The organism is Massilia timonae (assembly GCF_001866515.1).
GTDB lineage: Bacteria > Pseudomonadota > Gammaproteobacteria > Burkholderiales > Burkholderiaceae_D > Telluria > Telluria timonae.
The window spans coordinates 4330166-4343116 of record NZ_JRYB01000001.1; the positions used below are offsets into that span (position 1 = coordinate 4330166).

A 12951-nucleotide genomic window follows, 5' to 3' on the forward strand; every position below is an offset into this window, starting at 1 on the left:
CAATGCGGCATGCGCGACGCATCCTCGACCCGGTTCATCCGTTTCCACCTCAAGACGCGCCATCTGGTGCTGCTGGTCGAGCTGGGGCGCCACGCATCCATCCTGCATGCCGCCGAAGCGGCGGGGCTGACCCAGCCCGGCGCCTCGAAACTGATCGGTGAGCTCGAGCATGCCCTCGGCGTGCCCTTGTTCGAACGCCTGCCGCGCGGCGTCGTCGCCACTTGGCACGGCAAGATCCTGATCCGGCGCGCCGGCGCGGCGCTGGCCGAGATGGACGCCGCCCACCAGGAAATCATGCAGGGCCTGGCCGGCGTCGACGGCCGCGTGTGCATCGGCAGCGTGCTGACGCCGGCCGTGGCCTTGCTGCCGCAGGCGGTGCGGCTGCTCAAGGAGCGCAGCCCGCGGGTGCAGGTGGCCTTGACGGTCGAAGCCAGCGAGACGCTGGTCGAGACGCTGCGCGCCGGCGACTTCGACATCGTGCTCGGCCACGTGCTCGATCCCGCGGCCGGCGCCGAACTCGACTTCGAGCCGCTGGCCGACGAGCCGCACGCGCTGGTGGTGCGCGCCGGCCACCCCTGGCTGGCGCGCGCCGACCTGGCGCTGTCCGACCTGGCCGGCGCGGCCTGGATCCTGCCGCCGCCGTGCCGCCTGCGCGAGCAGCTGATGGCCCTGTTCATGGGCAATGGGCTGGAGCCGCCGCAGGACGTCGTCGAGACGGCGTCGCTGCCGCTGGTGCCGCAGCTGCTGGCCGACGGCGAGCGCGTGGTCGCCTTGCCGCCCGAACTGGTGCGCGCCCAGCTCGACGCCGGGCAGCTGGCGCTGCTGCCGTTCGACCTCGGGCTGCGCGCCGACGTCTATGGCATCGTCACGCGCAAGCGCCATCACCTGTCGCCCTCGGCCGAGGCGATGCTGGGGGCGCTGCGCGAAGCGGCCGGCGTGGCGCGCCGCGCGCGCCAGATGAATACGGAATTGGCATATCTCCCGCGCGTTTCGTTATAGGAAACGGGCGGTGGGCGTTCGTATGATGCCTGTCACCACACGAGCAGCCGCCCACGGCGCCGAGGAGACAGCCATCCATGGACTACCGCTTGCCACTTTGCCTGGCCGGCCTGTGCGCGGCGCTTTTGCCGCTGCCGGGCCAGGCCCAGCGCCACTCCCAAGGCGCCAGCTCGCTGGGCGACTTTCCCGACCCATTCGTGCTGCCGCACGACGGCGGCTACTACGCCTACGCGACCAATGCCAACGGCAAGCACGTCCAGTTGCTGCATTCGGCCGACCTGCAGGCCTGGCGCGCGCTGCCCGATGCGATGCCGGCGCTGGCGTCCTGGGTGCGCCAGCCGGTGCCGCACGTATGGGCGCCCGAAGTCGTCAAGCTCGGGGAGCGCTACGTGCTGTACTACACGGCGCACGACCGGACCACCGACCGCCAGTGCGTCGGCGCGGCGCTGGCGCGCTCGCCGCGCGGCCCCTTCGTCGACAGCGCCGCCGCGCCGCTGATCTGCCAGGCGGCGCTGGGCGGCACCATCGACGCCAGCCCGTTCCAGGACGGCGGGCGGCTCTACCTGTACTTCAAGAACGACGGCAACTGCTGCAAGCAGCCCACCCATATCTTCGCCCAGGAGCTGAGCCCGGACGGCGTGGGGCTGGTGGGCCAGCCGGTCAGGCTGCTGACCAACGGGCGCGCATGGGAGGGCAAGGTGATCGAGGCGCCGACCATGGTCCTGCGCGACGGCCGCTATACGCTGCTGTATTCGGCCAACGATTTCGGCGACGGCTCGTATGCGGCCGGCCACGCCAGCTGCGCCGGTCCGCTGGGGCCGTGCCAGCCGGTGGGCGACGGACCGTTCCTGAAAAGCCGCCCCGAGGTGGCGCTGGTGGGGCCGGGCCACCAGTCGGTGTTCCGGGCCGGGGGGCGCGACTACATCGCCTATCACGCCTGGGAACTCGAGCGCGATGGCAGTCGCGGCAAGCGGCGTTTCCTGTATATCGACAGGCTCGATTGGGTCGACGGGGCGCCGGTGGTGCGGGGACCGACCCTGGTGCGGTGAGCACGCGCCCCAGGCGTGCCGCGGCGCCGGGCGATTGCGGTCCATAATGTCGGCAGTGCGCAACCAGACGACAGGAGACAGGGTGACAGAGCGCAGGAGATTTCTCGCGGCTTCGATCCTGCTCGGATTGCCGGCGGCGCGGGTAGCCGCGCAGGCGCCGGTCGAGATCCGCATGTGGACGCTGCTCAGCGGCGGCGACGGCGCGCGCATGCGCGCGCTGGTCGAGGCCTTCAATGCCAGCCAGGGCGCGGCGCGCGTGGTCAGCACCACGCTGAAATGGGGCGAGCCGTTCTACACCAAGCTGATTACGTCGTCGGTGGTGGGCGAGGGGCCGGACATCGCCACCATCCACCTGTCGCGCCTGCCCAACCTGGCCGGCGGCGGCGTGCTGCGGCCGATCGGCGAGCACGAACTCGCGGCCGCGGGCCTGAAAGGCGGCGATTATTTTCCGCGCCAGTGGGAAAAATCGCGCCATGCCGGCGCCAACTATGCGATCCCGCTCGACCTGCATCCGCTGGTCCTGTATTACAACAAAACCCTGGCGGCCACGGCCGGGTTGCTCGACGACGCCCGCCTTCTGAAGCCGATCGAGGGGTATGCGGCCCTGAGCGCGGCCTTTCGCGGCGTGAAGGAGAAAAGCGGCAGGGCGGGGCTGGCGATGGAGGCCAGCCAGAGTTCCTACGCGATCTGGCGTCTGTGGGTGTCGCTCCTGGCGCAGCGCAAGGCGCCGCTGATCGAGGACGGCCGCTTCGCGTATGGCGCGGCCGGCGTCGAGGAACTGGCCAGGGTCAGCGCCTGGTTCACCGGCGGCTATGCGCAGGCCGGGCTGGATTACCCTGCCTCCACCAGCCAGTTCATGGGCGGCGGCGCCGGCTTCATGATCAACGGCGTGTGGGAGGTGCCGGAACTGGTGCGCGCCACGCGCCAGCGCACGCTCGGCTTCGAGTACGGCATCGTGCCGCTGCCGCGCCTGTACCAGGACGCCAGCGTGTGGACCGATTCGCACGCGTTCGCGATTCCCGCCAACGAAGGCAAACCGATGGCCGCCGCCAAGGTGCGCGCGGTGCTGGCCTTCATGGACTTCGTGAGCCGCAACTCGATGGGCTGGGCCGAGGGCGGCCACGTGCCGGCCTACCGTCCGGTGGCCGAGTCGCCTGCGGCGCGCACCCTGATGCCCAACGCCCTGTATGCCGGGGCGACCGCCAACGTCGTCTATGATCCGGACGGCTGGTATATGGGCGCCGCCGGGCCGGTCGAGGCGATGGCGTCGAAATACCTGCCCGGGGCCTTGTCCGGGCAGCTGGCGCCGGCACGGGCGCTCATCATGTTCGAAAAAGAGGCGTCGCGCCTGCTGCGCAAGCGGCCGCCCCGTTACTGATAAAAGAGAAGGCAATCCGATGCTCAAACGCGCAGCGAGTACAGACCTGTCCCGGGCCGCGCCGCCCGGCGCCGGGCGCGCCGAGGGCCTGCCCGCGGCGCTGCTGCTGGCGCCCTTCGTGCTGGTCTTCGTGCTGTTCTTCCTGGGTCCGGCGGCCCAGACCTTCTGGCTCAGCCTGACCGAGAGCAGCCTGACCCGCACCAGCGCCTTCGTCGGCGTGGCCAACTATGCGACCCTGGTGCGCGACGAGGCGTTCTGGGCCTCGCTCGGCCACACCTTCTATTTTTCGCTGCTGACCGTGATCCCGCTGACCGCCCTGGGTCTGCTGATGGCGTTGCTGGTGCACCGCTTCGTGCGCGCGTCGAGCTGGCTGCAGGGCGCGTTCTTCCTGCCCTATGTGTTGCCGATCTCGGTGATGACCCTGATCGCCGACTGGATGCTGCAACCGTCGTCGGGCGTCATCAACCACATCGTCGGCGGCCAGCGCGCCTGGCTGGCGGACGTCGACTGGGCCATGCCGATGGTGGCGATCGGCACCATCTGGTGGACCGTGGGCTTCAATATGCTGATGCTGCTGGCCGGCCTGCGCAATATCCCGGCCGAGCTGTACGAAGCGGCGGCGCTGGACGGTGCGCGCGGCTTCACCCTGTTCCGCGCGATCACGTGGCCGGCCCTGCGGCCGGTGGTCGGCACTGCGCTGCTGCTGCAGCTGATCGCCTCGCTCAAGATCTTCGGCCAGACCTATATCCTTACCACCGGCGGTCCGTTCAACACCACCCGCGTGACCCTGCACTATATGTACGAAACCGCGTTCACCCAGAGCGACGCCGGCTATGCGGCGGCGATCGCGATGGCGTTCATGACGGTGGTCATCGCGCTGTCGCTGCTGCAGGTGTGGCTGGGCCGCTCGTGGCAGCGGGCGCGCAGCGGGAGGGGGACATGAAGCGTGGCATGAGGCATCCGTCCCAGCTTGGCTGGAGCATCGTGGCCACGGCGTCGGCCTGCATGCTGGCGGCGCTGTGGGTCTTTCCGCTGCTGTGGGCCCTGTCCACCGCGCTGCGGCCCGAACTCGAAACCGTGTCGGCCACCTTCCACTGGCTGCCGCGCACCTGGACCGTGGAGGCCTTCGCCAAGACGCTCGGCGCCGGCAACCTGCCGCGCTGGCTGTTCAACAGCGCCCTGGTGGCGTTGCTGGTGACGGTGGTGACGATGGCGATCAGCCTGATGGCGGCCTACGCCTTTTCGCAGCTGCGGTTCAGGGGGCGCTCGCTCCTGTTCGGCAGCGCCATGCTGGCCTTCCTGCTGCCGTTCGAGGCCTTGCTGGTGCCGCTGTTTCGCACCATGCACCAGCTCGGGCTGATCAACAGCTACGCCGGCCTGGTGCTGCCGCAGGTGGTCTCGCCGGTGGTGATCTATGTGTTCAAGCAGTTCTTCGACGCGATTCCGGCCGACTTCCGCGAGGCGGCCGTGATGGATGGGGCAGGGCCCTTGCGGGTGCTGTGGAGCGTCTACCTGCCGATCTCGGGCAACATCGTGTGGGCGATGGCGATCGTGACCTTCATCGGCGCCTGGAACAACTTCCTGTGGCCGTTCATCATCGTGACGTCGAACGAGATGATGACGATTCCGCTGGGCCTGACCCAGACCTACGACGCCTTCGGGGTGCGCTATGCCCAGTTGATGGCGGCGGCCCTGCTCGGGGCGCTGCCGGTGGCGCTGGCCTACGTGGCGTTCCAGCGCCGCGTGACCCAGGGCTTCCTGGCCGCCAGTGGCCTCAAGGGCTGAACGAAAGAGAATGATGAGCAGAGGCAGAACATGGCATCGGTAAGCCTGCGCGGCATCCGCAAGCGCTTCGACGACAACCTCGTGATCAAGGACGTCGACCTGGAGATCCTGGACGGCGAGTTCGTCGTCTTCGTCGGCCCGTCCGGCTGCGGCAAGTCGACCCTGCTGCGGATCATCGCCGGCCTCGAAGACGTCAGCGAGGGCACGCTGGAGATCGGCGGGGTCGTCAGCAACGCGATCGAGCCGGCCCGGCGCGGCATCGCGATGGTGTTCCAGAGCTACGCCCTGTATCCCCATATGAGCGTGTTCGACAATATGGGCTTCGCGCTCAAGCTGGCCAGGGTGCCGAAGGCCGAGATCCGCGCGCGGGTGGAGCGCGCCGCCGAGATCCTGCAGATCGGCCATCTGCTCGAACGCAAACCCAGGGCGCTGTCGGGCGGCCAGCGCCAGCGGGTGGCGATCGGGCGCGCCATCGTGCGCAAACCCGAGGTCTTCCTGTTCGACGAGCCGCTGTCGAACCTGGACGCCGCGCTGCGCGGCCAGACCCGGGTCGAACTGGCGCGCCTGCACCGGGAGCTGGGCGCCACCATGATCTACGTCACCCACGACCAGGTCGAGGCGATGACCCTGGGCCAGAAGATCGTCGTGCTCAATGGCGGCCGCATCGAGCAGGTGGGCAGTCCGTTCGAGCTGTATGAACGTCCGGCCAACCGTTTCGTCGCCGGCTTTCTCGGCTCGCCGCGCATGAATTTCTTCGACGCGACCCTGGTCGCGGCCCAGGCCCGTGGCGCAACCGTCGAGCTGGCGCACGGCGCGAGGGTGCAGGTGGCGGCCGACGCCACGCGCGCCAGGGCGGGCGACAAGGTGGTGCTGGGCGTGCGTCCCGAACACCTGCAGATCGTGCGCACGGGCGAGGGCGGCGGCATCGGCGCCAGCGTGGCCCTGGTCGAGTACCTGGGCGACGTGACCCTGGTCTACGCGCACCCCGACGGCGGCGGCGACATGGTGGCGCTCAAGTGTGACGCCGACACCGCGCCCCCTAGCCCCGGCAGCCGCGTGACGCTCGCTTTCCCGGCCACCCGCGCCTTCCTGTTCGACGCCGACGACCGGGCCTTCACGCCCGGCTGGGCCGACAGCGCCGTCGCCACTGGCGCGCGCGAATCCATGCCATGACGATTTCGGATAGCTCGCGCGCGTTTCGTTATGGGTGACGCGGGTGGCGCGCTCTTAGTATGTGTCACGGCCCCAAGTCGGCAGCGACCGGCGGGGCGGGCGACGGGACCGACGAGGCCCCGCGACCACTACAACAGGAGACAGGCATGAACCGATCGAACATCAAGCCGATCTGCGCGGCCATCATGCTGCTGTCGGCGCACGCCGCGCCGGCGCTGGGGCAGTCGGGCCAGGAAGAGACGGCGGACACCGTGACGCCGCCCGTATCCGAACCGATGCGCGGCGCTACCGCCGTCGTCGAAGTCACCGGCCTGCGCCAGAGCCTGCGCTCGGCCGAGACCATCAAGCGCGACGCGGTGCAGGTGGTCGACGCCATCAATGCCGACGACATCGGCAAATTTCCCGACCGCCAGGCGGGCGACGCCCTGCAGCGCGTGGCCGGCGTGCAGGTCGGACGCGACCGCGGCCAGACCGATACCGTCATCATCCGCGGCCTGCCCGACGTCGCCACCACGCTCGACGGCAACGAAATCTTCACCGCCGCCGGCCGCCGCCTGTCGTACCAGGACTTGCCGGTGCAGTCGATCGGCGGCATGGAGGTGTACAAATCGGCCACCGCCAACCAGTTCGAGGGCGGCATCGCCGGCGCCGTCAACATCCGGCTGCGCGCGCCGTTTGACAGCAAGGGCTTCACGGCCAGCGGCTACATCGAGGACCGCCTGCAGCAGACCAATGGCAGCGAGGCGACGAAGGACCGGCACAATCCAGGTGGCGGCTTCCTGGTCAGCAACCGCTGGCAGACCGGCGTCGGCGAGATGGGGGCGCTGTTCGACGTCGCCGTCAACCGCGAGAACTGGGCCTATCCGGTGCAATGGGTCGACCGGCCGACCAATGTGTTCGCGGTGCGGCCCGACGGCAGCGCCACCCGGCTGGGCGAGCGGCCGCCGTTCGCGCTGGGCGAGGGCGAGGTGCTGGGCCAGTTGCCGAACATCGGCGGCATCTACAATAGCGGCCAGCGCGAGCGCCAGAGCGTGCACGGCGCCTTCCAGTGGAAGATCAATCCGCGGCTGCAGGCCAGCGCCCAGTATCTGGGCATGGGCTACCAGGGCCGCAATGCGGTCAACTACATCCTGAACATCGTCACCTGGGCGCCGCGCCTGACGAACGTGGTGCTGGCCCCGCAGGGAGAACATTGCAACACGCCGATGGGCGCCATCTGCCCGATCCTGGCGGCGGACGCGCCGGCGGCCCGGTTCGGCGGCGCCTATGACTGGGATCCGTACGCCGCCACCAGCACCTGGGGCCAGAACGAGCGCACCACCACGCATTACCTGAACCTGGGCCTGAAGTACGCCGACGGACCGTTGACGGTCGATTCGCAACTGGGCTACACCCGCTCGAAGTTCGTCAACGACACGGTGATCGTCGACCAGCAGGCGCCGGGCGCCAGTTCGAGCGTGTTCGCGTCCGGCGCCGACGGCCACGGCGGCTACAACACGGTGACCACGCCGGGCAGCGCCAACGCCTTGCGCGACCCGGGCCAGTTCGTGCTGCGCGGCCTGGTGCAGAACTGGAACGAGCAGGCCGGCTCGCAGTTCCAGTGGCGCTCGGACGCCACCTGGCGCCTCGGCGGCGACGGCATCTTCAGCGCCTTGCTGGGCGGCGTGCGCCTGTCGACGCGCAAGGCCAGCTACCACGGCGCCGAGGGCCATGCCGACTTCACGGGCGCGCTGCGGCCCACGCCCCTGGAAGCCTTCGGACCGTCGTTCCAGCAGCTGTCGCCGGGCCTGGACCGCCTGGGCGGGCCGTGGATGACGCCCTCGGCCGACTTCCTGATCGACCACGCGCACCTGGTGCGCGAAGGCTACGGCGTGGGGCCGGGACGGGTGCCCGAAGACCCGACGCGCCTGTTCGACCAGCGCGAGCGCAGCGCCACGCTGTACCTGGCCGCGCGCTGGGACACCGAGCTGGCCGGCATCGACATCAGCGGCGAGGCCGGCGCGCGCGTGGTGCGCGTGAATCGCGAGCTGCGCGGGCAGACCCGCATCGGCGACGCGATCTCCGACGTTGACCTGTCGACCTACGAGACCAACTACCTGCCGAGCGCCTCGGCAATCATCGGCTGGACCGACGTCTGGCAGTCGCACCTGTCGGTCGGGCGCACCATCACGCGGCCCAACTTCAGTTCACTGAACCCGGCCCTGTCGCTGGTGCCGCCGACCGTGAACGCGCCCGGCAGCGGCGGCGCCGGCAATCCCTACCTGAGCCCGACCCGCTCGACCAACCTGGATGCGACCCTCGAATACTACTTCCAGAACAACGGCTATGCCCAGCTGGCGCTGTTCCATCGCGACATCACCGGCTACCTGCAGAACTTCACGCTCGACGAATCGATCGGCGGCCAGGTCTACCGGGTGACGCGCCCGCAAAACTCGGGCCAGGGCACGCTGCGCGGCGCGGAATTCGGCATCCAGAAGTTCTTCAACTTCCTGCCCGGCCCGTGGAGCGGGTTCGGCGCGCAGTTCAACTATACCTGGATCGACGGCGACAACGAAAGCAAGACCGCCTTCGACAGCGACGCCTTCACCACCACCGCGCTGGTGGGCGTGGCGCGCCAGAACTACAATGTGGCGCTGCTGTACGAGGGCAACGGCATCACCGGCCGCCTGGCGGCGACGCGCCGCGGGGACTATGTGGAACAGATCGCCGAACCGCCGTTCAACCAGGACCGGGTGGTCAAGGCCACGACCTTCGTCGACCTGAGCATCGGCTACGAACTCGATCCACGGCTGTCGCTGCAGTTCGACGCGATCAACCTGACCCGCGCCAGGTTCCAGAGTTCGCTCGGCCCCTACCAGCCGCGCGACATCCGCTACAACCCCACGACCTATGGCGTGAGCCTGCGCTTCAAGATGTGAGCCGCCCAGGAGAGACGATGCAGCGAAGCTACCAGAACCCGGTATATCCGCAGCCCATGGCCGACCCCTTCGTGCTCAGGCACGAGGGCGTCTATTATGCCTACGGCACCGGTCCCGCCGGCGCCGACGGCCGCCAGGTCCCGGTGCTGCGCTCGAACGACCTGGTCGCGTGGGAGTCGCTGGGCCATGCGCTGGCGCCGAACGGCGACACCGACTACTGGGCGCCCGAGGTGGCCTGTCATGAAGGCCGTTTCTACATGTACTACTCGTCGGGGAGCGCGCCCGAGGGAACCGACCAGCGGCTGCGGGTAGCGCTGGCCGATCACCCGGCAGGCCCCTTCGTCGACAGCGGCGCGCTGCTCGTGCCCGACCAGCCGTTCTCAATCGACGCCCATCCTTTCCGCGACCGCGACGGCCGGTGGTATTTGTTCTACTGCGTCGATTTCCTGGAGCCCGACGGTGACCAGCGGGTCGGCACCGGGATCGTGGTCGACCGCCTGCTCGACATGCGCACGCTGGCCGGGGAGCCGCGCGTGGTGGTGCGGCCGCACCACGACTGGCACCTGTTTCGCAAGGGCCGTCAGATCCATGGCGCGGTGCGCGACTGGCATACGGTGGAGGGCGCCGCGGTGCAGGCGCGCGACGGCGCCATCTACTGCTTCTACAGCGGCGGCGCCTGGGAGCGCGAGAACTACGGCATCAGCTGGGTGATGGCCCCCCATCCGCTCGGCCCCTACCGGCGCCCGGCGGGCGACGCTGATGCGCTCCTGATGCGCAGCCGTCCGGGCCTCGTCGTCGGCCCCGGACACAACAGCTTCACCAGTTCGCCCGACGGCAGCGAGACCTGGATCGTGTATCACGCCTGGGACGTCGGCCAGAGCGCGCGCCGGATGTGCATCGACCGCCTGGAGTGGGATGGCGGGCGGCCGTTCACCGGCGGCCCGAGCGCGACGCCGCAGGCCGCGCCTTCAGTGGACGCAGGCGACGTCGGCACATAGGCGCCCCCGGGCGCGTTCTCGCCCACGGCGGCGCGCCCGCCGCGGCGCGCGCCGTGCAGGGTCAGATCCATTGCACCGGATGGTCGAGGGTGTCGGGCAGGTAGGTCAGGTATTGCACCATGCGCGGCAGCGCGCCGCGGTTCGGCGTGGCGCAATGGGGCAGGGCCTGGTGCCACAGGATGAAGTCGCCGGCCTGGCCCGGCACCGGCGCCGGCTCGAGGTCGCGCAGCGCCCAGTCGCGTGGATGAACGCCCGCCGGCACGCGCGCCAGCCAGTCGGCAAGGCGCCGGTGAAAGCCGGGAACGCAGTGGAAAGCGCCATCGAGCGGCCCGCAATCGCCGAGGTACAGCAAACCCTGCAAGCGGAACGGCATCGGCAGGCACAGGCTTGCGTCCCAATGCAGCGGGCTGCCGTGGAAACGCCAGGAGTCCGACTCGGGCGGGTTGAAGCTGACCTTGTCGATCGACGGATAGATCGCCGTGGCGCCATACAGTTGTTCGCAGACCCGGCGCACCAGCGGCGCTGCGCGGTTGGCGGCCAGCGCAGGATGGTCGTAGAAGTCGAGCATCATGCCGCGCTTGCCGGGATGCTCGCGATACCAGGAACCGGGATCGTCGGCGCTGGCCCCGAGAAAATCCCAGATCGCCTGGCGCGCCGCCTCGCACTGCGCGCGCGGCACGACGCCCGGCAGCACGAGGTAGCCATGGCGGTCCCAGAATTGCCGCTGGTCCGCCGACAGCGGGCCGCCGTCCGCGCACGCGCCTGGGTCGTGGGCGGCGGGCGGTGGGCGGCCGTGCGCCAGCAACCAGGACTGGAACGCCGCGCGGCCGGGGCGCTCGTGATACAGAAACTGCAGGGCGGTCTCGATCGAGATGCCGCGCCGGTACAGTGCCCGCACCTGGCGCTGCCAGTCCGGCCCGCTGGCCGGGCCATGCGTGCCGACGCTGTTCTCCCGCAACGCTTCGAGCGCGGCCTCGTCGTCGTCCAGCTGAGTAGAAAAATTTGTCTCGAGATACTCTTGCAAGGTCATCAGTCCAGTCCAGGAAGTCCCGTCCCACCCCGCCAGCGCCTTCGGCGCAACGGGATGGCCACGCAGCAAGTCGATCTGGAGCTTAGCAAAAAAGACAGGCCCAGGACAGGAGATCGTCGACCCGCTTTACCAGCCTGCTGCGTGCCGGCCGGTGCCTAGAACACTTCCGGCACGATGATCTCCGGCGGCACCGGCCGCCGCACGTAATCGTCGTGGTACTCGCGTTGAGGCAGCTCGATCGCCGGCCGCTCGACCTCGACATAGGGCATCTGCTGCAACAGGTGATGGATGCAGTTCAGGCGCGCGCGCTTCTTGTCGACCCCTTGCACCACCCACCAGCGCGCCTCTGGAATATGCGTGCGCTCGAGCATGATTTCCTTGGCCCGCGTGTATTCTTCCCATCGCCGGCGCGATTCCAGGTCCATCGGGCTTAGTTTCCACTGTTTTAGTGGATCGTGGATGCGGCTCAGGAAGCGCGCGTTCTGCTCCTCGTCCGAGATCGAGAACCAGTACTTGATCAGCTGGATGCCGGAGCGCACCAGCATGCGTTCGAACTCCGGCACGGTCTGGAAGAATTCCTCGTACTGGGCGTCGGTGCAGAAGCCCATCACGCGTTCGACCCCGGCGCGGTTGTACCAGCTGCGGTCGAACAGCACGATCTCGCCCGCCGCCGGCAGGTGCGACACGTAGCGCTGAAAATACCACTGGGTGCGCTCGCGGTCGTTCGGCGCCGGCAGCGCCGCCACCCGGCACACGCGCGGATTGAGGCGCTGGGCGATGCGCTTGATGACGCCGCCCTTGCCGGCGGCGTCGCGGCCCTCGAACAGGATCACGACCTTGTGGCCGGTGTGCACGACCCAGTCCTGCAGCTTGACCAGCTCGGCCTGCAGGCGGAACAGCTCATGGAAATACTGGCGCCGGGCTTCTTTCTCCTGCTCGCTGCGGGTGGGCGCGGGCAGCAGCGTGTCGGAATCGAGGTCGCGGTCGTCGAGTTCCAGTTCGAGCTCTTCGTCGTAGCTGTCGGTGAGGTCGCGCTGTACGCGCTGGTTGAGGTCGGTGGATTGGGCGGCGGGCATGGCGGCCTCCTCTGGAATCGGATGTTGGACGGTGGACGATCCATTCCAGTCTAGCGTCGTTCCGTGTCACCGGCATGACGGCGTCCTGCTGCATGAGCGGAACGGAGCTGAAGCGACATGCTATACTGGCGCCGTTCCGACTCTCGCACCGTATATGAGACGATTTTTCGTCATCTGCCTGACCCTGTTGCTCCCCCTGAACATGTTTGCCCTGGCCATGGCCGCATCCGCGATGCAGCCCGCCGCAGCGACGGAACACGTCACACCTTCCGAAGTCCTCATCCACACGGCTGCGCTCGAGACCGATGCCGCCGTGCCGCTGTTCGCCGACGCCTACCTGGCGGGCGGCTACGATTGCCAATCCGCCTGCGACATCGATCCCGATGAACCGCCGGCCGGCGCCGACGTCCACGACTCCGTGCACGAAGAGCTCGGCCTGCAGCTGTCCGGCCTGCCGGGCGGGGCGATCGCGCCCCCGTCGCCGCCGCGCGCCAACCATTCCTCGTTCCCGCCGCTAAAACCCCCGCGCAAGCCCTGAGGGCCTG

At 69.1% G+C, this 12951-nt stretch carries 11 protein-coding genes; 9 read left to right on the top strand and 2 right to left on the bottom strand.

Annotated elements, in window-relative coordinates:
• Nucleotides 1-9 precede the first annotated feature (9 nt).
• The 8 genes from LO55_RS18350 (at nt 10) to LO55_RS18385 (ending at nt 10300) form a co-directional block, all read left to right on the top strand.
• On the top strand, nt 10-999 hold the full coding sequence (locus tag LO55_RS18350) for a LysR substrate-binding domain-containing protein (RefSeq protein ID WP_071362575.1): 990 nt from the start codon (nt 10-12) through the stop codon (nt 997-999).
• Nucleotides 1000-1076: 77 nt separating this feature from the next.
• Entirely contained in the window at nt 1077-2048 is a 972-nt protein-coding gene (locus LO55_RS18355; protein WP_083415418.1) for a glycoside hydrolase family 43 protein, read from the top strand.
• 82 nt (nt 2049-2130) lie between these two features.
• Nucleotides 2131-3426, top strand: a complete 1296-nt coding sequence (locus LO55_RS18360; RefSeq protein ID WP_229410176.1) for an extracellular solute-binding protein — start codon at nt 2131-2133, stop codon at nt 3424-3426.
• 19 nt (nt 3427-3445) lie between these two features.
• Nucleotides 3446-4369: a carbohydrate ABC transporter permease gene (locus LO55_RS18365; protein ID WP_071362577.1), complete on the top strand. Its 924-nt coding sequence runs from the start codon at nt 3446-3448 to the stop codon at nt 4367-4369.
• An 8-nt stretch (nt 4370-4377) separates the two neighbouring features.
• Nucleotides 4378-5211, top strand: coding sequence for a carbohydrate ABC transporter permease (locus LO55_RS18370; protein WP_071362578.1), 834 nt, complete (start codon nt 4378-4380; stop codon nt 5209-5211).
• 30 nt (nt 5212-5241) lie between these two features.
• Nucleotides 5242-6384 (top strand): ABC transporter ATP-binding protein, encoded by a 1143-nt coding sequence (locus tag LO55_RS18375; protein ID WP_071362579.1) that lies wholly within the window; start codon nt 5242-5244, stop codon nt 6382-6384.
• Nucleotides 6385-6530: 146 nt separating this feature from the next.
• Nucleotides 6531-9302, top strand: a complete 2772-nt coding sequence (locus LO55_RS18380) for a TonB-dependent receptor (protein WP_071362580.1) — start codon at nt 6531-6533, stop codon at nt 9300-9302.
• A gap of 17 nt (nt 9303-9319) precedes the next feature.
• Nucleotides 9320-10300 (top strand): glycoside hydrolase family 43 protein, encoded by a 981-nt coding sequence (locus tag LO55_RS18385; RefSeq protein WP_071362581.1) that lies wholly within the window; start codon nt 9320-9322, stop codon nt 10298-10300.
• A gap of 61 nt (nt 10301-10361) precedes the next feature.
• Here LO55_RS18385 and LO55_RS18390 read toward each other — a convergent pair whose 3' ends face one another.
• Together LO55_RS18390 and ppk2 are read right to left on the bottom strand one after the other, a co-directional pair.
• On the bottom strand, nt 10362-11330 hold the full coding sequence (locus LO55_RS18390; protein ID WP_071362582.1) for a phytanoyl-CoA dioxygenase family protein: 969 nt from the start codon (nt 11328-11330) through the stop codon (nt 10362-10364).
• 155 nt (nt 11331-11485) lie between these two features.
• Complete coding sequence (ppk2, locus tag LO55_RS18395; RefSeq protein WP_071362583.1) at nt 11486-12406, bottom strand: polyphosphate kinase 2; 921 nt, start codon at nt 12404-12406, stop codon at nt 11486-11488.
• Between the two features lie 154 nt (nt 12407-12560).
• Here ppk2 and LO55_RS18400 point away from each other — a divergent pair, with 154 nt between their 5' ends.
• Nucleotides 12561-12944, top strand: a complete 384-nt coding sequence (locus LO55_RS18400) for a hypothetical protein (protein ID WP_071362584.1) — start codon at nt 12561-12563, stop codon at nt 12942-12944.
• The last annotated feature ends 7 nt before the right edge of the window (nt 12945-12951 follow it).

Bases quoted from the DNA above. Each gene is read 5' to 3' on its own strand.
- LO55_RS18350 (WP_071362575.1), top strand. From the start codon at position 10: ATGCGCGACGCATCCTCGACCCGGTTCATCCGTTTCCACCTCAAGACG.
- LO55_RS18355 (WP_083415418.1), top strand. From the start codon at position 1,077: ATGGACTACCGCTTGCCACTTTGCCTGGCCGGCCTGTGCGCGGCGCTT.
- LO55_RS18365 (WP_071362577.1), top strand. From the start codon at position 3,446: ATGCTCAAACGCGCAGCGAGTACAGACCTGTCCCGGGCCGCGCCGCCC.
- LO55_RS18370 (WP_071362578.1), top strand. From the start codon at position 4,378: ATGAGGCATCCGTCCCAGCTTGGCTGGAGCATCGTGGCCACGGCGTCG.
- LO55_RS18375 (WP_071362579.1), top strand. From the start codon at position 5,242: ATGGCATCGGTAAGCCTGCGCGGCATCCGCAAGCGCTTCGACGACAAC.
- LO55_RS18380 (WP_071362580.1), top strand. From the start codon at position 6,531: ATGAACCGATCGAACATCAAGCCGATCTGCGCGGCCATCATGCTGCTG.
- LO55_RS18385 (WP_071362581.1), top strand. From the start codon at position 9,320: ATGCAGCGAAGCTACCAGAACCCGGTATATCCGCAGCCCATGGCCGAC.
- LO55_RS18390 (WP_071362582.1), bottom strand. From the start codon at position 11,330: ATGACCTTGCAAGAGTATCTCGAGACAAATTTTTCTACTCAGCTGGAC.
- ppk2 (WP_071362583.1), bottom strand. From the start codon at position 12,406: ATGCCCGCCGCCCAATCCACCGACCTCAACCAGCGCGTACAGCGCGAC.
- LO55_RS18400 (WP_071362584.1), top strand. From the start codon at position 12,561: ATGAGACGATTTTTCGTCATCTGCCTGACCCTGTTGCTCCCCCTGAAC.